Consider the following 21,678-nt stretch of genomic DNA (forward strand, 5'->3'; position numbering starts at 1 on the left):
GCCGAGGCGCTCCTTCGGGAGGCAACGACGCTCACTTCGTCCTCCGGCAAGCCGAACACACCCGATCGACGGACCCGTCTCGGACGCGGCGATGCCGTCCGTGCTCCGTCGTGCGTGCTACGGGGATCGGTCGAGCCGTGAGGGCGCGTGCTCCATCTTCGCCTCGCGCGCGACGACCCACGCCCTCGAGCGGTTCTTCGCGGGCCCGATGTCGCGCTGGTGGTCGATCCCCGAGGCGACGACGAGCGCAGCGGCCACTGCGAGAACGGCGAGCACCGTCGTGCGCCAGCGCGAGAATCGATTCGAGGACACGCGATGTTCTCCTATGCGCGCCGGCGCCGCGCATGATCACTCGAAGGACGAGACGAGCAGCCCGAGGAGCGCGGACACGAGCACGACCGCGGCCAGCACGACGAGCGCGATTCCGCCGACCTTGGATGCCTCGCGTACGCTCGGGGCGACCGGGCCGACCCGGAACGACGGCGGCTCGCGGGAGGGAAGCGACAGCGCCGCAGCGAGAGCGCGGTCGATGTGCGGGGGACATGGCCGCTGCGCGCCCTCGACGACCTTGCGCGAGGTGTATGCGCGGTGCTCGGCCGAGCTCTCGCCGAGCTCGTTGCGGAGCTCGTCTTCTCCGATTCCGGCGAAGTCATCGTCGTCGAAGAACGCTGCGGCCTCCCACGGCTGCACCTCACCGCGAGCCACGAGCCAGCCATCGCCCTCTTGGTACTGGAGCTCGCGCACGCATGCATCGCCGCGGAACAGCGCGAGACGGAACGAGTCCCCCGCGATGCGGAGAGCGACCGCGCTGCGCCCGGGGAGCGCCGCGGCGAGGCGCGCGGCGGCGCCGTGGACGCGCTCCCACGGCAGGTCGTCGGTGAGCTCCAAACACGACCACTGTCGCGCGTCGCGACGCGCGCGCTCGGGTGCGCTGGGGACGGAGATCGTGTGACCCGGAAAGACCGATTCGAGCGTTCGCGCGATGTCGGCCTGCGCGTCCTCGCCGTCGGCCTGGATGTAGATGCGATGGATCATGCGCGGCGACTCCGGAAGGGACTCGTCCTCGTACGCTCGCAGGATCGCGAGCGCCCCCGCAGCATCCTACGAAGGCGGCCTGCTGCTCCGTGACCGCGCGCAGCGCCTGCGCGCTCGGCGTGGCGGGCTGCCGAGGCGGCGGGCGAGGCGCTGAGCGATCGCTGACGTCGGACGCCGCGGACTGCATCGCGACTGCGTCCACCAGCGCCGGCCGCGCCTGCGCGGTGAGCAGCTGGCGGGCGTGCACGTCCTCGCGGCGGGCGCGCGCGAAGCTCAGGCCGAGCAGCGGCGACACGCGCGCGCGGCGCGGGCGCGCTCGTCGCTCCTGCCCGGCCGGCCGCGGGGTGCCGTGGACGCGCGGCACCACGCCGCGCGCCACTCGTAGGACCTCAGCGCGCGCGGCGGCGCGCGGCCAGCACGAGCGCCAGCGCGAGCATGGCCGCCGCGGCGATCGGGCTCACCGCGCGGCGATCGCCGCCGATCACGACGCAGCCGCAGCCGCCGTCCTCGCGCATCACCACGCCGGCGTCGGGCGAGGTGCCCGCGTCGGGCGCGACGCTCGCGTCGAGCGTCTCGCCGGCGTCGGTGCCGGCGTCGGGCGCGTCGTCGTCGTCGAGGATCGTGCCCTCGGCCGAGTCCTCGTCGAGCGTCGCGTTCGTCGCGGCGCTGAGCACGAGGAGCAGCGTCTCGTCGTTCTCGACCTCGACGTCGCCGAGCACCTGCACCGTGACCGTCTGCGTCGTCTCGCCGGGCGCGAACGTGAGCGTGCCGCTCGCGGTCTCGTAGTCGCCGTCCTCGATCGTCGCGGTGCCGTCTTCGGTCGTGTAGTCGATCGTGACGGTGTCGCTGCTCGCGTGGCTCAGCGTGATCGTGAACGCGAGATCGGTGGTGCCCTCGTCGCCCTCGTCGACCTCGGCGCCCGCGACGACGACGATCGGCGCGCCCTCGTCGTCGAGGATCGTGAGCGCGCCCTCGTCGTCGGAGATCGTCGCGTTCGTCGCGCCCGACAGGCGCACGAGCACGGTCTCGTCGTCCTCGGAGGTCGTGTCGCCGGTCACGTCGATCGCGACCGGCTGCGAGACCTCGCCCGGCGCGAACGTGAGCGTGCCCGACGCCGCGACGTAGTCGTCGCTCGTGGCGCTGCCGTCGGCGCTCGCCCACGCGACGGTGATCGGCTGCGCGCTCGGGCCCGAGAGCGTGACGCTCAGGGTCGCGGCCATCGTGCCGGTGTTGCCCTCGGGGATCGTCGCGTCGGCGATCGCGAGCGCGGGCTCGCTCTCGTCGTCGGTGATCGTGACCGTCGCGCTGCCGTCCGCGACCGTCGCGCCGCTCGGCGAGCTCAGCGTGATCGCGAAGCGCTCGACGCCCTCGTGCACGTCGTCGCCGAGCACACGAAGCGCGATCGTCTGGGTCGCGGTGCCGGCGGGGAACGTGAGCGTCCCGCTCGCGGCGTCGTAGTCGCTCCCGCTCGTCGCGCTGTCGTCCGCGGTCGCGTAGCCGACGGTGACCGGGGTCGCGGTCGTCCCCACGAGGCGCACCGTGACCGCCGCATCGAGCGCGCCATCGGTCTCGGCGACCGCGACGTCGTCGATCGCGAGCGTCGGCAGCGCGTCGTCGTTCTCGATCGTGCCGGTGCCCTCGGCGTCACCGAGCGTGCCAACCAACGGTGCGCTCAGCCGCAGCACGAAGGTCTCGTCGGGCTCGTGACGCATGTCGCCGCGCACCATCACGTTGATCGCGCGCGTCGTCTCGCCCGCGTCGATGCGCAGCATGCCCGAGGCCGCGGTGTAGTCGGCGTCGGCGATCGTCGCGGTGCCGTCGGCGGTCGCGTAGCTCACGTCGACGAACGACGAGCTGGGGTTCGAGAGCGTGACGACGAAGGTCGCGGTGGTGACCCCGGTCGTCCCTTCGACGACCGACACGTCGTTCACCGAGATCGTCGGCGCCGCGTCGTCGTTCACGATCGTGCCGACGCCGACCGAGTCGCCGAGCGTGCCGACCACGGGCGCGCTCAGGAGGAGCGAGAACGCCTCGTCGGGCTCGTGGCGGAGGTCGCCGCGCACCGGGACGTCGACGCTGAGGCTGGTGACGCCGGGCGCGAAGGTGAGCGTGCCCATCGTCTGCGTGTAGTCGCCGTCGGCGAGCGTCGCGCTGCCCACCTGCGTCGCGTAGTTGACGCGCACCTGCGACGCGCTGGGGCGCGAGAGCGTGACGGTGAACTGCGCGGGCGTGGTGCCGCTCGCGCCCTCGGTGACGCTGGCGTCGCTCACCGCGATCGCCGGCGCGGCGTCGTCGTTGGTGATCGTGCCGAGGCCCCTCGCGTCGGTGATGGTGGCGCCGGCGGGCGCGCTGAGGACGACCTCGAACGTCTCGTTCGGCTCGTGCTCGAGGTCGCCGCGCACCGGGACGGTGATGTTGCGGCTGGTCGCGCCGGGCGTGAACGTCAGCGTACCGGAGCGCGCGTCGTAGTCGCTCCCCGCGGTCGCGGTGCCGTTCGTGGTCGCGTAGGCGACGGTCACGGTCTCCGAGGTGGGCGCGCTCAGCGTGACGGCGAACGTGAGGTTGGTGGTGCCGCTGTTCCCCTCGGCGACCGATGCGTTCGCGACCGAGAGCGTGGGTCGCACGTCGTCGTTCTCGATCACGACGGAGCCTTGTGCGTCGGCGAGGGTCGCCCCGGTCGGCGCCGAGAGGTTCACCACCATCGCCTCGTCCGGCTCGAAGCGCGTGTCGCCGCGCACGGTGACCGAGACGGTGCGCGAGGTGGTGCCCGCCGGGAACATCAGCGTGCCCGAGGCCGCGACGTAGTCCGCGTCGCCCACGAGCGCGGTCCCGTTGGCGCTCGCGTAGGCGACGGTCGCGGGGACGCTCGACGCGCCCGAGAGGATCACGGTGAGCGTCGCGTTGCGGGTGCCCGTGTTGCCCTCGACCACGCTGGTGCTCGAGATGCGGAAGCACGGGCGCTGCGTGGACTCGTACGCGCCGACGTCGCGTGCGCCGCCGGCGAGCCGAGGCTGGCCGCGCTGATCGGTCGTGGGGCCGCCGCTGGTCGCGCCGGCGTCGATGCCCGGGCTGCACGCGAGCAGCGCGCGCGTCGCGGTCGGGCCGCCGTTGTCCACGAGCGGACCGAGCAGCGGCGTCGCGACCTGGTTGCCAGTGAGGACGCCGGTCGGCGCGAGCGCGGGCGCGGCGTGGAACAGGTTGTACCCCTGCGACACGAACGTGCCGGTGCCCGTCACGGCGGGCGCGCTCGGGGCTGAAGAGAGCAGCGAGTGTCCGATCGTGAGCGTGTCGCCGGGGGCGACGGCGAACGCGGGCTCGCCGCTGCCGGCGACGATCGTGCAATGCGTGAGCGTCGCGCTGCCACCGAAGCGGGCGACGATCCCGCGGTGCGGTGCGTCGATCGTCACGTTCGTCAGCTCCGCGATGCCGTGCACCGCGATGGCTCCCTCGACGCCGCCGCGGTTGCCCGCGATCGTGCTCGCAGTCGCGCGGAGGCGGCCACCTCCGCGCACCCAGATGCCGGTGCCGCCGCTCGCGGCCTCGCACCCGCGGATCGTGCTGCGCTCGAGGTCGAGCGTGCCTGCGACGTCGATGCACCCGCCGAAGGCCGGGCTGCGGCCGCGCTCGATCGTGAGGCGTCGGATCGTCGCGGTGATCCCGGCCGCGACGGTCAGCGGGACGTGCGCATCCGCGCCCGAGATCACGAGCCGGCCTTCGCCGTCGATGTCCGTGCCGCTGCGCGTGATCGTGCGCGGCCCGGGCAGGGTGATCGTGGTCGGACCGGCGCACGAGAACGTCGCGATCCCACCGGCGGCGAGGGCGGCGTCGAAGCCGGCGAGCGTGCAGGGATAAAGGACGGCGTGGGCGCGTCCTGGCGCGAGCGCGAGCGCGACGACGAACGTGAGCGCGGAGACGAGGCGGACGATGAAGATGCGTGAAGCGTGCATGCGGGCGTCTCCACGATCGCAGACTGAACACGCGGTTCCAAGACCGTGCCGCGCCGCGTACGATCGCGGCCCGATCACGATGCGACGCTGGATCCCGATCGCGCTGCTCGCCCTCGGCTGCAGCGAGCCGCTCACCGGGCTGCGCGCCGAGTGCGCCGAGCTCGGGCTCGACGACACCGAGTGCGAGACGATCGCGGCGTGGCGCCTGCAGGACGCGCTGCCGCCGGCGCGCGGGAACGCGTACGCCGACGATCCGCGCGCGGCCGAGCTGGGGCGCGCGATCTTCTTCGACACCGGGTTCTCGACGGTGCCCGACGTGAGCTGCGCGACGTGCCATCGCGCCGATCGCGCGTTCCAGGACGGCGTCGCGGTGTCCGAGGTGATCGCGGGATCGCCCGGCGCGCGCAACAGCCCGACGCTCTACAACGCGGCGTGGAACGACGGCTTCTTCTTCTGGGACGGGCGCGCCGACAGCCTGTGGTCGCAGCCGCTCTTCGCGTTCGAGAACGAGATCGAGATGCGCACGACGCGCCTCGCGATCGCGCATCGCATCGCGAGCGAGTACGGCGACGAGTACGAGGCGATCTTCGGCGCGCTCCCCGCGCTCGACGGTCTTCCCGCCGAGGGAAAGCCCGGCGACCCGAGCTGGGAGGCGCTGCGCGAGGAGGACCGCGACGCGGTGAACCGCGTCGTCGCGAACGTGGGCAAGGCGCTCGAGGCGTACATGCGACGCATCGTGAGCGGACCGAGCGCGCTCGATCGCTACCTCGACGGAGATCGCGACGCGCTCGACGACGACGCGCGGCGCGGGCTCGCGCGCTTCGTGAAGTCGGGGTGCGCGACGTGCCACTCGGGGCCGATGCTCGCGGACGGCGCGTTCCGGCTGACGGCGGCGAGCGGGACCGACGGAGATCGCGGGCGCGCGGAGGGCATCGAGATCTTGCTCGCGAGCCCGTTCAGCGCGGCGGGACCCTACTTCGATCAAGACGCGGGCGAGGCGCTGACGTTGCCCGAGGGGCCGAGCGAGGACGACGAAGGCCGGTTCCGCACTCCGTCGCTGCGCAACATCGCGCAGACCGCGCCGTACGGGCGGAGCGGGACGCGCGATCTCGAGTCGTTCATCACGAGCAGCTTCTTTTACGAAGAGGGCGACGAGCGGGTGATCGCCGCGTTCCTCCGCGCGCTCGACGGTGCGCCGCCGCCGAGCGAGTGGACGGACCCGTAGATCGGATATCGTCAGCGCCGATGTCGGACGAGAGCGCGCTCGAGTCGGTGATCGCGCGTGGCCGCGCGCGCTTCGCGGGCACGTCGGTGACGGCGGACGCGCTCGCGGCGTTCGTGCGGCCGCACCTCGCCGACGGAGAGACGGTGCAGGGCGCGCTCGAGGGCGCGCACGTGCTCGACGTGTACCTCGCGTGCGCGTGCGCGGCGGGGGACGCGGCGGCGCTCGCGGCGTTCGAGAAGAGCGTGCTCGACGGAGTGGCGCCCGCGATCTCGCGGATCGACGCGTCACCGCAGCTCGCGGCGGAGATCGCGCAGGAGCTGCGCGTGAAGCTGCTGGTCGCGGAGCCCGGCGCGCCGGCGCGCATCACGCGCTACGCGGGCCGCGGGCCGCTGCGGAGCTGGGTCCAGGTCGCGGCAATCCGCGCGGCGTACGATCGCAAGCGCCGCGCGCGCGACGAGGTCGAGGCCGACGACGAGAAGCTGCTCGACGCGTCGCTCGCGGGCAGCCCCGAGCACGACGCGCTCGGCGCGGAGAGCCGCGCGCTCTTGAAAGAAGCGCTCGCGGAGGGAATGCGGGCGCTGAGCGCGCGCGAGCGCACCGTGCTGCGGATGCACTTGGTGGAGGACGTCTCGACCGAGTCGATCGCGCGCTTCTATCGCGTGCACCGAGGCACGGTCGCGCGGTGGATCAGCGGCGCGCACGAGCAGGTGCTCGCGCACGTGAAGCGGGCGCTGCTGCGTGAGCGCGGGCTCGGGCCCGAGGCGCTCGAGAGCATGCTGCGGCTCGCGGGCAGTCAGCTCGACGTGTCGCTCAGCGTGCTGCTGCGGTGAGCGTTCCTTCGAGGTAGCGCGCGCGCCACTCGGCGTCGCTGATGCGCGCGGCGACCGATGCGCGCTCGGCGTCGGCGCGCGCGCGGGCGCGCATCGCGTCGTCGTCGTGGCCGCACGCGGCGAGCGCGGCCGCGAGCGTCACGAAGAGCTCGACGTCGTCCTCTTCGAGCGAGCCGATCGCGTCGCGGATCGTGATCGCGCGCCGTGCGTCGTCGAGCGCGGCCTCGCGCCGATCGCACGCCAGATGCGACCTCGCGCGAGCGCCGAGGGCGAGCGCTTCGACGGGGCGCTCGGCGACGACGTGCGCGTCGTCGATCAGCGCGGTCGCGAGCGCGATCGCGTCGTGGTGGCGCGCGGCACGCGCGGTGGCGAGCACGCGATAGAGGCGTGCGTAACGGGCGAGGCGCTCCTCGCCCGCGCTCTTCGCGATGCGCTCCGCGTCGTCGAGCGTCGCGAGCGCTTCGTCGGCGCGGCCGAGCTGGAGGCGCGCATAGGCGAGGTTCGCGAGCGCGTAGCCCTCCATGAGGTGCATCGAGAGGCGGCGACAGCGCTCGAGCGCTTCGAGGAGCGCGCGCTCCGCGTCGTCGAAGGCGCGCACGCGGTTGAGCACGTCGGCGAGGTTCACGCCGGCGCCCGCGGCGAGGCGCAGATCGCCCATCTCGCGATAGAGCTCGACCGCGGCCCAGTACGCGTGGTGGCGATCGCCGAGGTCGCCGCGCGCTGCCGCGAGCTGCGCGCGCCACACCGCGGCCTCGGCGCGCAGCTGGGGCACCCGCAGCGTGACGAGGCGCTCCGCGCGCACCAGCGACGCTGCCGCCTCGTCGAGCCGCGACGCATAGACGAGCACCGCGGAGCGCTTGCCGAGCGCACGCGCGAGCGCCTCGGGATCACCGCTCTCCTCGGCCTCGACGACCGCGGTCTCGAGCAGCGCGAGCGCGTCCTCGGAACGACCGAGGCGCTGGCGCACCACGGCGAGGAGCGTGCGCGCCGCGGCTCGCTCGCCGGCGGTGCGCGCGGCGCCGAGCGCGGCCTCGAGCGCCTCGGCCTGCGCGCTCTGTCGACCGAGCACCTCGAGCGCCTCGGCGCGCGCGAGGTGGAGCGCGTGGCGCGCGTCCTCCGCGACCCCGAGCGCGACGGCGCGCGACGCGCAGCGCTCGGTGGCCTCGACGTCGCCGCGACGCAGCGCCGCGATCGCCGCGTCGACGTACGCGCGCGACGCCCGCGCGGGCTCGCCGGCACCTTCCCAGTGGCGCGCGACGCGCTCGCTCGTCGTCTCGCCCGACGCCTCGAGCCACGCCGCGAAGCGCGCGTGTGACTCGCGCCGCGTGGTGTCGCCCAGCAGGCCCGCGATCACCTCGGCGAGCAGCGGCGTGCGGAACGCGTAGCGTGTCGCTTCGCCGGGCAGGCGCCGCAGCAGCTCGCGCCGCGCGAGCTCGTCGAGGAACGGCGCCGCGTCGGGCACGCCGAGCGCCGCGAGCTCGGGGGCGCCGAACGCGCCCTCGACGATCGACGCGCGCCGGCAGATCTCGCGCTCGATCTCGCCGAGCGCGTCGAGCTGCGCCTGCACCGCGCCCTCGACGCTCGGCGGGAGCGCGCTCGCGCTCGGCGCACGACCGAGCGCGGCGCACAGCTGCTGCACGAAGAACGGATTGCCGCCGCTGCGCTCGTGCAGCGCGTGGATCAGCGCGTCGGGCACGACGTCGCCGAGCTCGGCGCGCGCGAGCTGCGCGACGTCGCGACGACGAAGGCCGCGGACCCGGAGCTCGGTGATCGGCAGGCCGCGCGCGACCGCCTCGTCGAGCGGCGGCGCGTCGTCGCGCGCCGAGAGGAACACGGCGAGCGGCGCGCTCGCCGCGCGCACCGAGAGCTCGGCGAGGAGATCGAGGGACGCGACGTCGGCCCACTGCACGTCCTCGAGGACGATCGCGAGCGGCGACGCATGGGCGCGCGCGCCGAGCACGTCGAGCGCCGCGACGCGCGCGCGATCGCGGGTGGCGCGCGCCCCGCCGCCTTGCCCCGCCTGCGCGTCGAGCGTGACGTCGAGGAGCTCCCCGATCCCGCTCGCGCTGGCGTCGGGCGCGAGCGACGCGACACGGCGCGCGGCGTCGGCGAGCTCGGCGGGCGTGCGCGCGTCGCCCTCACGCCACGCCGCGAGCACGGGATCGAGGCCCGCGACGAGCCCGCCCATCGCGGCGAACGGTCGGCGCGCGCCGCGCGGATCGCAGCGCGACGAGAGCACGACGAACCCGCGCTCGGGCGCGAGCCGCGCGGCGAGCTCCTGCGTGAGCCGGGTCTTTCCGATCCCGGGTGCGCCGCGCAGCACGAACACCTCGGGGCGCGCCTCGTCGAGCACGGTGTCGAGCCAGGCGCCGAGCTGCGCGCGCTCGACGTCGCGACCGACGAGCGGCGCCGCGTCGCGCGACGCGCGCGCCCCCGCGATGCGTACGAAGCCGTCGCCCGCGTCGTCGAGCTGGTAGCGCGTGCCGAGCAGCGGCGCGAACGCGGCCGACACGAGCACGCCGCCGCGCGCCGGCGACGCGAGATCGACGGTCGCGATCGAGATCTCACCGCCGCGCGTGAGGCGCGCGGGCGCGACGAGCAGCGACGTCGCGTACGACGCGCCGTCGAGCGCAGCGGCGATCGCGTGCGCGAGCTCGTCGCCGGTCCAGGTCTCGTGGCCGAACACGACGAGCGCGTCGTCGACGAGGCGCCCTCCGTGACGCGCCATGCTCGCGCGCAGCGCGCTCGCGTCGCGGACACCGATCACGCGCACTGCGACGACCGCGCGCCGGGTGTCGCTCGGCGGCGGCAGCGTCGCGGGCGCGCGCTCGATGCTCGTGGTCTCGGCCCAGGGCGCGAGCCCCTCCGCGAGCTGCGCCATCGACGCGTGTCGATCGGTGGGCTCACGAGAGAGCGCGCGATGCACGATCGCCGCGAGCCCTGCGGGGATCTGCGATGCGACGTCGCGCAGCGCGGGCGGGGCTTCGCTCGTCGCGGCGCGCGCCAGCGCGGGCAGCGTGCTCGCGTCGTGCGGAGGACGGCCCGCGAGCATGCGATAGAGGATCGCGCCGAGCGCGTAGACGTCGGCGGCGGGCCCGACGCGCGATGCATCGACGAACTGCTCGGGCGCCATGTACTGCGGCGTGCCCATCACCGCGCCGGTGCGCGTCGCCTCGAGGCTCGCGAGCTCCGCGATCTTCGAGATGCCGAAGTCGAGCACCTTCACGCGCTCGCGCGAGCCCGCGAGGAACACGTTCGCGGGCTTCAGATCGCGATGGACGATCCCGCGCTCGTGCGCGGCGTGCACCGCGAGCGCGATGTCGCGCGCGATGCGCGCCGCGCGCGGCGGCGCGAGGATGCGCGCGTCCTGGAGCAGCGCGTCGAGGCCCTGCCCTTCGAGCTTCTCCATCACGAGGAACGGCGCGCCGCCCTCGGTGCGCCCGAGATCGATCACCAGCGCGATGCCGGGATGACCGACTGCCGCGGCGGCGCGCGCCTCGTTGCGGAAGCGACGCGCGATCTCGGCGCTGCGCGCGAGCTCGGGGTGCAGCACCTTGAGCGCGACCTCGCGCCCGAGGAGCACGTGCTCGGCGGCGTACACCACGCCCATCGCGCCCGCGCCGAGCCGCGATCGCACGCGGTAGCGCCCACCGATCAGCGCGCCGAGCAGCGGATCGTGGACGGTCTCGCCGAGCGCTCGCAGCGTCGCGTCCTCCTTCGCACGGGCCGCGGCGGCGGTGCCCGCGTGCTCGACATCGCGCGCGAGCTGTCCGACGATCGCGCGGCACTCGGCGCAGCGATCGAGCTCTTGCTCGACGCGCGACACCGCGTCGCCTTCGAGGCGTCCGTCGACGAACGCCGCGAGCTCTTCGAGAGGCACGTGCGACACGATGAGCCCGTAGGTTATATGAGCGCTCGGTGGGCGGAGGGACAATGAGGCGAGGTCTCGTCGGTGTCGCGATCGCGGTGCTGCTCGCGAGCTGCGACGGCGATGCGAGCGAGTGCGATGCGGACGCGATCCGCGCGGCGCTCGCGAGCGCTTCGAGCGGCGACGTGGTGCGCGTCGGCGCGTGCCGGGTGCGCGGGCCCTTCGTGGTCGGTCAGGGCGTCACGCTCGAGGGCGTCGGCGCGGAGAGCGTGATCGAGGTCGCGGAGGGCGAGCTCGGCGTGGAGCTGACGGGCGGCGCGCTCGCGCGGCTGACGATCGAGTCGCGCGGTCGTGCGGGCGTGGCGATCGGCGGCGCGGGAGAGGTCGACGACGTCGAGGTCCGCGCGGCGCGCGGCATCGCGCTGGCGGTGCGTCCGGGCGCGAGCGGAGCGCTGCACGCGGTGCGCCTCGTCGGCGAGGTCACGGCGGAGAACGCGGACGACACGCGGTGGGTCCTCGTCGCGCCGGGGCCGCAGACCGCGACCGGCTGCGCCGCCGCGACGTGCGCATGCGAGCCCGGCGCGATCGACGGTGAGCGCACCTGCGACGCGCTGGGCCGCTGGGCGACGATGACCGCGACCCACGGCCTCGTGGTCGAAGGCACGGTCGTCGCGGACGACGTCGAGGTGCTCGGGCTCGCGCGGGTCGGCGTGCTGGTGCGCGATGCCAGCGCGACGTTCGATGCGCTCCACGTCGCCGACACGATCGGCGCCGCGGTCGTCGCCTCGGAGAGCGAGCTCGTGTGTCGGGATTGCACGATCGAGCGCACGCGCGAGGGGCTGCGCGGCCAGCCCAGCTACGCGCTGATCACCGGCGGCGGGACGCTCACCACCGAGGCGCTGCGCCTGACCGACAACGATCGGTACGGCGCGGTCGCTGCGGGAGGTGCGATCGATCATGCGGGCCTCGTCGCGGAGCAGCAGGGAGACGTCGTGGTGTGGGCCGCGGGGGTCGAGTCGCTCGCGCTGCGCGCGCTCGAGCGCGACGAGACGATCCGCACGTCGATCGCGGACGGCGAGTTCGCAGGCGTGGTGATCTCGGACTCGGCGCACGTGTCGATCTCCGATGTGACGATCGCGAGCGTCGGCTCGTCGCGCCGCCCGGTCGGGCTCATCGGCGCGATCGAGATCGGCGACGGGCTCCACGTGATCCGCTCGCTCGAGGACGTGGTGATGGCGCGGGTCGAGGTGAGCGGCGCAGCGCGCGCCGGCATCGTGCTCGACGTGGGCGGCGCGGCGACGCTGCCGCGCTTCGAGCAGGTGAGCGTCGACGCGCGCGGGAGCGCGCTGGGCGCGGTGGCGGGCGCGCCGGTCGCGGGCACCGACACGCTCCAGGTCGCGACGCCCCCGGGAGGCTGGGACAGCGGCATCGAGCGGCTCGGCGATGCGGTGACGAACGACGCCGCGTTCACCGGGGCGCTCGACGCCGTGCTCTCGGCGATGCCTCCCAGCGCCACCGAAGTGCTCGGCGTCGTCGCGCCGATGTACTGAAGCGGCTCAGAGCCCGATGCGCGCGCGGAACTCCGGGCCGTTCGCGTAGATGCGGAACGCCGCCGTGATCAGGTGCGCGTTCTCGGGGTCGACCACGCCCTCCCAGAGCGCAGCCGCGACGTCGACCTCCAGCGCGTAGACGTACGTCGCCTGCACCATCTCCGCGATCTGCGCGCACGTGAACGTGTTGCCCGCGCGCACGTAGCCGGCGGCGACACCGGGCTGCTGCGCGTAGACCGGCACCGCGCGGAAGTCGTCGAGCAGACCGCGGAAGCGCGCGCCGCTCATCGCCTCGCGCCGCGGCGGCGCGACCGCGACCACCGCGCCGGCGCTCGCGCCGGTGTCGTAGACCGCGAGCCGATACGGCGCGCGCTCGCTCTGCCGGTAGCTGCCGACCCACACGTAGTAGACGCCCGGCGGGAGCTCGCCCTCGATGCGCGGGTTGAGCCCGCCCGCGCCGTCGTCGTCGCACCACACGCTGCCGTCCGCGCTCACCAGCGCGAGCGTGGTGTCACCCGCGCTCGCGGCCTCGACGCGCAGGTAGCCCATCGTCGCGTCGACCTGCAGCACGTGCGAGGGCGCGTCCGCGAAGAACCCGCGGCAGTAGTCGGGGAAGCGCATCTGACGCGCCGAGCGATCCCCACCCGCGACTCCGTCGTACGCCATCCCGCCGTGACCGAGCGACCCGGTGATCCGCACGGTGCCGTAGCCGGGATCGACCATGCTCTCGCGCGAGAAGCGCAGCCGCGCGACCGAGCGCCCGCCGCTCTCGCCGACGATCACCGGACGACGCGCCTCCGCCTCCGCTTCGGCGCGCCGCGTGCGCAGCCGCTCGCGCTCGAGCTCCGCCTCGCGCGTGCGATCGCGCTCGCGCGCCTCGGCATCACGCGCGTCCTGCTCGCGCTGGCGCTGCGCCTCGAGCACGGCGAGCTCGTGATCGCGCTGGCGCTGCTGGGCCTCGCGCGCTTCGCGCTCGGTGCGCTCCGCGGCCTCGCGCGCCTCGCGCTCCGGTCGCCCGACCTCGTCGTCGATGCGCGACGTCAGCTGCTGCATGCGGCGCTGATAGTTCGCGCTGATCATCACCTGACCATCGGGGCGCGTCTGCTGCGAGAGCCCGGCGCTGTCGAGGTAGACGATCTCGTAGCGCGTCGCGTCGTAGTGGATCTCGACGCGCAGGATCACGCCGCGCCGCTCGTAGCGCGCGACGATGCGGCCGGGCTCCTCGCTCTCCGCGACGTAGTCGCTCGCGGCGAGCGCGCGGATGATCGCGGCGCGCACCGCTTCTTGCTCGAACGACGACGAGAAGAGCACGGCGCGCTGCGGCGTCAGCGGCACGAGGCGCGCGCCGCAGGCGGCGAGGACGAACGAGAGCGCGATCACGGACAACGTGCGCGCGACGGGACGACGGATCGGGAACGACATCGGGAACGACCTCCTCGGTGGGCTCGCCCCGAGGACGTGCGTCACTCGCGCTCGTCGCGATTTTTTTTGCTGGAGTGCTCGTCCCGCAGGTCCCGGACGGGAGCGCGCGAAGCGCGCGGACGGCAGGGAACGGCGGGCGAGCCGGCTTTTTTTTCGCGCGTCAGAGCGGAGGCGGCGCGGATGCGCTCATCGGCGCGGGAAATCCGGTGAAGTCGACGTTCACGTCGTTCTCCTCGTAGCGCACGCCGTCGGTCACGCGCGCCACGTCGTAGCCCTCGACCTGAAGGCACGCGCCCACGCTGCACCCGCGGATCTCACCGCCGCGCAGATCGAGCGCGCCGTCGAACGCGACCATGACGCCGCACAGCGGCGCGCCCGCGATCCGCAGCGCTTCGCCGCGCACCGCGCCCCCGCCGAGCGCGACCACGCCGACCCCGCCGGGCTGGCCCGAGCACGTCGTCGCTGCGCACGCCCGCTCGCGCACGTCGCTCACCTCGACGTCGACGAGCTCGAGCCGCGAGCCCGCCTCGTAGCTGGCCGCCGCGCTCTCGCGCGTCCCCGCGAAGCGCGCGCGCCGCACGATCGCGTGCCCGCCGACGTCGACCTCGATCGCGCGCCCGAAGTCGAACGTGCTCGTCGCGTCGATCTCTTCGATGCGCGCGTCCTCGAGGGTCAGCATCGCGCCCTCGCCCATCACGTCGACGCCGAGGACGCGCGCGCCGCGGAGATCGAGGCGCGACACGGTCGCGGTCGAGCGGCTGACGAGGACGCCGAACCCGATGTCCTCCGCGCCCACGGCGACGTCGCGGATCGTGACGTCCTCCACGTCGCCGCTCGCGCTGGAGGCCTCGTGCTCGAGGATCGACAGGCCATACACCGCGAGCCGCGCGAGGTACGCGCGCGCCAGCTCGAGACGGCCGCCGACCACGCCGATCCCGACCGCGAACCCAGCGTCGTCCGCGACGACGTCGTGCACGACGACGTCGCGCGCCGCAATCGTCGCGCCACGCGCGGCGAGCATCCCGGAGCGCCGCGCGCCCGTGACCCGCACGCGATCCGCGTCGAGACGCCCGTCGCGCACGAGCACGCCGTACCCGTTGCTCTGCGTGGGCTCGCTCGCGACTCCGTCGATCACCACGTCGCGCACCGTCGCGCTCCCGATCGACACGATCAGCCCGGCCTCGCGCACGTCGCGCACGACCGCGCGCTCGATCATCAGCGTCGCGCCGTCGAACACGCCGATGCCGTTGCCGAACGCGCCGCTGCCGTTGCCACGCGTGCCGATCACCGCGACGTCGCGCGCGATCAGCGACCCGCCCTCGTGCACCACCGCGATCCCGCTGTCGCCGCCGTCCTCGACGATCACGCGCTCGATCGTGCCGGTGCTGCCCGCCTCGAGATCCACGCCGCGCCCGGCGCGCCCGTCGGCGTCGCTCGACGTGTGCGGCACGTGCAGCTCGCGCGCATCGAGCCGCGCACCGGCGCCGAGCACTGCGACGCTGACGCCCGCGCCCGAGACGCGCACCCCGCGCAGCGTGAGCGCGCCACGCACCGCGATCGCCATGAGATCCGCGCTCTGCACGGTGACGTCGCGCAGCGCGATCGCGCGCCCCTCGCGCACGCCGACCACCTGCGTCGCGCCGCCGCCCGCGACGTGCGTGAGCGTCACGCGCGCGCTGCACACGCCGCGGATCTCGACGTCGACCATCGGCGCGACCACGCCCGAGTAGGTGCCCGCCGCGATCGCGATCACGTCGCCGCTCGACGCGACCGCGAGCGCATCGGCGATGGTCGCGAACGGTGCGTCGCGCGACCCGTCTCCCGGCGCGGTCGCGCTCGCGTCGACGTGGATCGCGTCGGCCGCGAGATCGTCGGGCCACGCGCCGCTCGGACACGGCGCGCCCACCGGCGTGCACTCGGTCGCGCCGGGCCAGCGCACCGTCGCGTCGGGACACGCATCGCTCGGCGGATCACAGACGAGCGGCCCGCCCGGCTCGAGCGCGCGCTCGCTCCACCCCGCGGGACACGGAGTGAGCGAGGGCAGCGCGGGAGCCGCGGGGCCGCTCGTCGTGCCGCCGTCGGGTGGAGGCGTCGCGGCGTCGGGATCGCGCGACGACGCTTCGCACGCCGCGAGCGAGAGGAGCGCGAGCGCGAGTCCGAGGCGCGTCATCCCCGCAGGATACGCCGCGTCACTGCAGGAATTCGAAGCACGACTCGTCGCACGACACCGCGCGCGTCGACGCGCACGAGTCGAACTGCTCGCGGCTCGCCATCGAGGCCGCGTCGCAGAGATCGCGGCACGTCTGGAGCCCGCCGGGCGCGAAGCACTCGAAGAAGTTGTACGCGTCGCAGTGCTCGAGACACTCCGCGAGCGTCACGTCGGTGCAGTCGCCGGGGCACGCTTCGCCCGGCTCGCACACTCCGTCGCCGCACACCGGACCGATCGCGCAGTCGGGCGGACACGACGCCGCGCTCTCGCCCGCTTCGCACACGCCGTTGCCGCACCGCGGACCGACGCCGCAGTCCGCGGCGCACGCGCCCTCGCCGGGCTCGCAGAGACCGTCGCCGCAGACCGGCGCGCTCGCGCAGTCGGACGCGCACGACGCCGCGCTCTCGCCCGGCTCGCACGATCCGTTGCCGCACTGCGGGCCGCCCGTGCAGTCCGACGCGCAGGAGCTCGCGGTCTCGCCGCTCTCACACGAGCCGTTGCCGCAGACGGGGCACGACTGGCACGCGCCGATCGCCTCGCCGACCGGGCGCGCGCAAAACTCGTTGGGACCGCAGTTCGAGTCGCTGGTGCACCCCGGCGTGCACGTCGCGACCCCCGAGTCGTCGCAGTACTGGCCCGCGTTGCACGTCGTGACGCCGCTGCAGTCGCTGCGTCCGTCGCGGCCCGGGCTGCCGCACATACCGGGTGGGGGAGACATCGAGTCGTTGCCGCAGGCCGAGATCGAGAGCGCGAGGAGCGCGAGGACCGACGAGACGACGAGCTTGCTACACATGTGAGAGGAACCTCCTTCGCCCCGAGGACGCGAAGGCGCTCCGCTCGTCGCAGATTTTCTTTTTTGCCGGTCCCGAACGGGCGCGCGAAGCGCGCGGACGGGAGGGAACGGCGGGCGAGCCGGTGTCTTTCAGCTCGTCTTCGCCAGGCGCTCGCGCGCCGCCGCGGCGAGCGCGGCGTGGCTCGCCTCGGCCGTGCTGAGCGCGAAGCGCTCGGCGGCGCGACCGATCAGCGGCAGCGACGCCTTCGTCTCGCCGTCGAACCGGATCTCGGCACCGCCCTCGACGTCGACGATCTCGAACGTGCCCGACGCACGCACGCGCTCGTGGAGCACGCCGGGCACCGTCTTCCACGTCCCGCGGTGCCGCGCGAAGTCGTACTCGGTGTGCTCGTCGAAGTGGAACCCGCCGGCCGGCACCAGCGCCTGCAGCGGCGCCGGCACCGCACCTCGCGCACGCACGCGCAGCACGCGCTTCAGGTGATCGCCGTCCCGTCGGAGCTCGACGACGCTGCGCTCGTACTGGATGCGCTCGAACGCCTCGCGGTTGAAGTCGTCGTCGACGAGGTAGAGCGCCTCGACCTGCTCGCGCGTCGCGCCCTCGAACCGATGTCGGATCCGGATCTGCATCTCTCCGGACGAGTCATAGACGCCTCCGAGCCGCGCGTCGCGCCCAGAGCCATCCGGCGAGCACGACGACGATCCACCCGGCGCGCGCGCCCGACGTCGCGCCGACCGCGCGACATCCGCAGCCGCCCTCGACGCGCCCGGTCACGACGCACGCGCCGTCCTCGCACGCGCCGTCGCAGGCGTTCCCGCATGCGCCGCAGTTCGCGCGATCGCGCGTGGTGTCGACGCACGCGCGATCACACGCGACGAGCGATCCACCGCACTCGCTCGCGCACGCGCCCGCCGCGCACACCTCGTCGGCCTCGCACGCGACGTCGCACCCGCCGCAGTGATCGGGGCTCGAGCGCGTGTCCACACACGCGCCGCCGCACGCGCTCGCGCCGTCGTCGCACTCGCACGTGCCCGCGCTGCTGCACGCCTCGCGCGGCCCGCAGCGCCCGCACGTCCCGCCGCAGCCGTCGGTCCCGCACTCGCGCGCGCCGCACGAGGGCACGCACGCGCTGCCGGCGTCGGGCATCGACATCGTCCCCGCGTCGGGCGTCATCACGGGCGGCCCGGCGCCGTGCTCGAACGCGCCGATGTCGAGATCGCCCACGTCGGGCCGCGACACCTCCGCGCCCGGCGCGACGTGCGCGCGCATCCCCGGGTGATGCGTGGGCACCGCGAGCGGCCCCGGGAACGCGAAGCCCGCCGGGCTCGTAGGCGCGCGGATCGCTGCATCGATCAGCGCGCTTCCTTCGCGCGGCCGGAGGTCGTTCTCCGCGAGCGACTCGAGCCCGGGATCGCTCCCGCGGAGCGTGCCCGTCCAGCTCGTCGGCACGAACCCGAGCCCGTCCATGACCCAGTTGTTCGAGCCGTGCAGCTGCGCCGTGCCCGAGAGCCACTCCGCTTCGACGTCACGCACCACGCGCGCGGTGCTCGCGCCGCGCGACACGATCAGGTTGCCGTGCGCCTCGAGCGAGTCGAGGCCGGTGAAGACGCGGAACACGCCGCTCGAGTCGCTCGCGAGCACCATCGTGTTGTTCACGAAGCGATAGCGCCCCCACGTCTGTCCGGTGCCATCGCCGCCGATGCGCGTGATCCATCCGCCGGAGTGACCGCCGCCCTTCACGAGCACGTTCCCGACGACGTCGCTGTTCTCGATCGCGTCGTCCTCGTCGACACCCGCGTCGTCGGGGTCCGGACCGATCAATTCGAGCTCGTGATAGAGCGCGCCCTCGATCCAGTTGAAGTGGATCTCGTTGCGCTCCGATCGGCTCTTCACGTTGTTCCCGCCGCGCCCGTCGTGGACGTAACAGAAGCGCATCCGGAACACCGACCCCGGGTGCTGCGTGGTGTCGCTCGACACGTAGATCTGGTGGTGCTGCGTGCCCTCGCCGCTCCGATAGACCTCGACGAATTCGAGCGTCAGGTCGCCGCCTCCGCCGCCGCCGCCCTCGATGCCGTGGTTCACGCAGTCGTGGATGCGCAGGTTGCGCAGCGTGAGATCGTGCGCGTGCACGAACACGCAGCGGCGCGTGCCGCCGCGGATCTCGAAGCCCTCGACGAGATAATGATCGGCGGCGAGCTCGAGCGTGTTGTCGCCGCCTTCGAGCACCGGCAGCTCGCCGGACGACGCCGGGATCCCGCGCAGCACGATCGGCGCACCGTCGGCGCCGGGCGTCTCGAACGACGCGGGCTCGTAGATCGCGCCACCATCGACCTCGACGACGTCGCCCGGCGCGAGCGCGGGCAGCTCGGAGAGCTGCCGGTACGAGCGCGAAGGCCCGACGCGATAGGTGTCGGCGCGCGCGGGTGAGCTCGCGACCGCGTGCGACGCGAGCGCGAGCACGACGACGATCGAACGGACGTGCATGCGACGCGCGCTCAGCACGCGATGTGCCGCGCGCATCTACGCGCCGCGCCGCGCCCGGCGCGACGTCGCGTGGCCGGGTCGAGCCGACATGGCGGTCGGAACCGAGCGCCGCGCAGTCCTCGCGCCTGGACGCTCCCGAGCGCGCCTGCTAGCTCCGCAGACAACCGAGAACAACTCTCATCCTCGCGCCGAACCTGCTGTTCTCGAAGGGAAAACACGATGTCCGAGCTCGCCGGCGCCGCCCTCGCGTGGCTCTCCTACACCGCCCTCCACGCCGGGACGACCGAGCCACGGCGCCGCACCGCGATGCGGATCACGAGCGCCGCGCTGGTCGTCGCAGCCGCGCGCGTCGCGTCGCCCGACGATCTCGCCGAAGGCGCGCTGATCGCGACGCTCGCGTGGACGGTCGCCGCGAGCGTCGTGCCGATCGCGTCGCGCATCGCGCCTCGCTCGCGCGTGCTCTCGAGCGTGGTCGCGGTCGTCGTCGCGCTCGGCGCGATCATCGCGGAGCGCTTCGATGCGTGAGCGGGTCCTCGCCTCGCTCCGCGCGCTGCTCGCGGTGATCGGCCCGCTGCCCGCCGCGGTGCTCGCGGGCATCGTGCTCGCGCTGTTCGTGCCGGCGCCGGAGGACGTGCGCCTCGCGATCGGCTTCGGCGCGACGGTCCCGCTCTGGGTCACCGGCGCGTCGCTCGTCTTCCTCGACGCGCGCGTGTGGCGCGCCGCGCTCGCGCTCGCCGTCTCGACCGCCGCGCTCGCGCTCGCGGTCGCAGCACGCGGCTGAGCGCGCGCCTACCGCGCGCGGCGCGCGCCGCGTCGCACCAGCGCCGCGCACCCGAGCAACAACGCGCCGCACGCCGCGAGCCCGACGTCGACCGCCGCGACCACCGACGTCGGTGCCGCGAGCAGATGCAGCGGCGTGACCGCGATGCTCACGATCGGCACGAGCAGGAACGTCGCGCCCGCCGCGACCAACGTCGCGATCGCGCACCGCGCCTCGTCGCGCGCGACGAACGCGGCGATCGTCACGGCGATCCACACCAGCACGAACGCCGCGACCTCGCCCTCGACGTGCCACGCGAGCGACATCGGCAGCACGCGGCTCGCGAGGAACATCGCCGCGACCGCGTTCGCGATCCCGAGCCCCACGCCGAGCGTGAGCCGCGCGAGCACGCGATTGCCGCGATGCTCTCGCTTGCGATCGCGACGCGCGAGCCAGATCCAGTTCCCGCTCAGCAGCGTCGCGCAGCCCGCGATCCCGAGCAGCGCGTAGAGCAGCCTCGTGACCGCGCCGCCGGCGTACGCGTAGTGCAGCCCGTACACCCAGCGCATCAGCACGTGCGTCGCGCGCGCGCGATCGAGCACCGAGACGCGGAGCACCTCGCCGTCGCTCGCCCGCACGCGCACGCGCGCTTGGCCGAAGAGCACGCCGTGCACCGGCCCCCTGACCTCGATCGACGAGCTCGCGTCGCCGGGGCTCACGATGCGCACCGACTCCGCTTCCATCTCCGGCAGCGCGGCGCGCGCGCGCGCGACGAGCTCGTCGATCGGCAGCCGTGGCCCCGCGACGTCGCTCGGCGGCGGCGCACGATCGATGTCGAAGAACGTGTAGAGCGCCGCGTTCGGATCGTTCGCGAACACCGGCCCTTGCCACGCGCGCGCGAGCGGGGCCGCGAAGCAGATGATCGTGCCGGTGAGCGCGACCATCGTCTGGAACGGCAGCCCCATCACGCCGAGCACCTTGTGCAGATCCGAGAACAGCACCCGCACGCCGTGCGCGTCGTCGCGATAACGATGCAGCTGCCGCGCGAGGTCCTTCAGGTGGATCAGCACGCCGCTCACGATCGCGAGCAGCAGCACGAGCCCGAGCAGCCCCGCGACGTACATGCCCCACGCGACGTCGGGGTGATAGAGGAAGTGGAAGTAGAAGAGGAACGTCGCGACGTTCGATCGCTCGTCGAGCACCTCACCGCTCCGCACGTCGCCGATCACGATGCGACGCTGCTGCGCCTCCGCGCCTCTCAGGTCGATCGTGATCGGCGCGCACGCTCCCTCGTGCAGCGTGACGAACGCGTTGCGCGCCGCGAAGGGCGCGTCCTCGAGCGCGCGCGCGACGAGCGGCTCGAGCGACGCGTCGCGACACGTCGTGCCCGGCGCGTGATGCGCGCGCGTCTCCTGCCAGAGCGCGATCTCTTCGTGGAAGAGCGCGAACACGCCCGCGAAGAACATCGCGCTCAGCACGATCGCCGCGATCGCGCCCGACCACGCGTGCACGTCCCAGTACGTCTGGAACGCGTGACGAGGGAGCTTCACTGCGCGT

Annotated in this window: 15 protein-coding genes; 5 read left to right on the top strand and 10 right to left on the bottom strand. The window is 74.0% G+C overall.

The window, feature by feature from the left end:
• Positions 1-117: 117 nt before the first annotated feature.
• From DB32_RS34375 to DB32_RS34385, 3 genes are all read right to left on the bottom strand, one after another.
• On the bottom strand, positions 118-312 hold the full coding sequence (locus DB32_RS34375; protein ID WP_053236892.1) for a hypothetical protein: 195 nt from the start codon (positions 310-312) through the stop codon (positions 118-120).
• 36 nt (positions 313-348) lie between these two features.
• Positions 349-1,035: a hypothetical protein gene (locus tag DB32_RS34380; RefSeq protein WP_053236893.1), complete on the bottom strand. Its 687-nt coding sequence runs from the start codon at positions 1,033-1,035 to the stop codon at positions 349-351.
• Between the two features lie 389 nt (positions 1,036-1,424).
• Positions 1,425-5,117, bottom strand: a complete 3,693-nt coding sequence (locus DB32_RS34385) for a Calx-beta domain-containing protein (protein ID WP_169791653.1) — start codon at positions 5,115-5,117, stop codon at positions 1,425-1,427.
• On the opposite strand from DB32_RS34385, the gene DB32_RS34390 reads away from it, so the two are divergent.
• Positions 5,062-6,207, top strand: coding sequence for a cytochrome-c peroxidase (locus DB32_RS34390; protein WP_053236895.1), 1,146 nt, complete (start codon positions 5,062-5,064; stop codon positions 6,205-6,207). The genes DB32_RS34385 and DB32_RS34390 overlap by 56 nt on opposite strands.
• Before the next feature lie 20 nt (positions 6,208-6,227).
• Positions 6,228-7,037, top strand: a complete 810-nt coding sequence (locus DB32_RS34395) for a sigma factor-like helix-turn-helix DNA-binding protein (protein WP_053236896.1) — start codon at positions 6,228-6,230, stop codon at positions 7,035-7,037.
• Here the strand turns inward: DB32_RS34395 and DB32_RS34400 are convergent.
• A complete protein-coding gene (locus tag DB32_RS34400) occupies positions 7,018-10,971 on the bottom strand; it encodes a serine/threonine-protein kinase (RefSeq protein WP_157069731.1) in 3,954 nt (1,317 codons plus the stop codon). The two genes, DB32_RS34395 and DB32_RS34400, sit on opposite strands and share 20 nt — an antisense overlap.
• Here DB32_RS34400 and DB32_RS34405 point away from each other — a divergent pair.
• A complete protein-coding gene (locus tag DB32_RS34405) occupies positions 10,971-12,455 on the top strand; it encodes a right-handed parallel beta-helix repeat-containing protein (protein ID WP_053236898.1) in 1,485 nt (494 codons plus the stop codon). The genes DB32_RS34400 and DB32_RS34405 overlap by 1 nt on opposite strands.
• Positions 12,456-12,461: 6 nt before the next feature.
• Here the strand turns inward: DB32_RS34405 and DB32_RS34410 are convergent, their stop codons facing one another.
• The 5 genes from DB32_RS34410 to DB32_RS34430 all read right to left on the bottom strand — a co-directional run bounded on the left by DB32_RS34410 (position 12,462) and on the right by DB32_RS34430 (position 19,361).
• Complete coding sequence (locus DB32_RS34410) at positions 12,462-13,877, bottom strand: hypothetical protein (protein WP_053236899.1); 1,416 nt, start codon at positions 13,875-13,877, stop codon at positions 12,462-12,464.
• Positions 13,878-14,037: 160 nt separating this feature from the next.
• A complete protein-coding gene (locus tag DB32_RS34415) occupies positions 14,038-16,047 on the bottom strand; it encodes a DUF1565 domain-containing protein (protein WP_053236900.1) in 2,010 nt (669 codons plus the stop codon).
• 19 nt (positions 16,048-16,066) lie between these two features.
• Positions 16,067-16,879, bottom strand: coding sequence for a hypothetical protein (locus DB32_RS34420; protein WP_053236901.1), 813 nt, complete (start codon positions 16,877-16,879; stop codon positions 16,067-16,069).
• A 129-nt stretch (positions 16,880-17,008) separates the two neighbouring features.
• A complete protein-coding gene (locus DB32_RS34425) occupies positions 17,009-17,506 on the bottom strand; it encodes a DUF2505 family protein (protein ID WP_053236902.1) in 498 nt (165 codons plus the stop codon).
• Between the two features lie 13 nt (positions 17,507-17,519).
• The gene (locus tag DB32_RS34430) at positions 17,520-19,361 is read right to left on the bottom strand and encodes a hypothetical protein (protein ID WP_157069732.1); all 1,842 of its coding nucleotides are present in this window, start codon (positions 19,359-19,361) and stop codon (positions 17,520-17,522) included.
• A 219-nt stretch (positions 19,362-19,580) separates the two neighbouring features.
• On the opposite strand from DB32_RS34430, the gene DB32_RS34435 reads away from it, so the two are divergent.
• Positions 19,581-19,886 (top strand): hypothetical protein, encoded by a 306-nt coding sequence (locus tag DB32_RS34435; RefSeq protein WP_053236904.1) that lies wholly within the window; start codon positions 19,581-19,583, stop codon positions 19,884-19,886.
• Entirely contained in the window at positions 19,879-20,142 is a 264-nt protein-coding gene (locus DB32_RS34440; RefSeq protein ID WP_053236905.1) for a hypothetical protein, read from the top strand. Before DB32_RS34435 ends, DB32_RS34440 begins: the two co-directional genes overlap by 8 nt.
• Positions 20,143-20,150: 8 nt before the next feature.
• On the opposite strand, the gene DB32_RS34445 is transcribed toward DB32_RS34440, so the two are convergent.
• The gene (locus tag DB32_RS34445) at positions 20,151-21,671 is read right to left on the bottom strand and encodes a PepSY-associated TM helix domain-containing protein (protein ID WP_053236906.1); all 1,521 of its coding nucleotides are present in this window, start codon (positions 21,669-21,671) and stop codon (positions 20,151-20,153) included.
• Positions 21,672-21,678 lie beyond the last annotated feature (7 nt).

This window comes from Sandaracinus amylolyticus (genome assembly GCF_000737325.1).
Classification (GTDB): domain Bacteria; phylum Myxococcota_A; class Polyangia; order Polyangiales; family Sandaracinaceae; genus Sandaracinus; species Sandaracinus amylolyticus.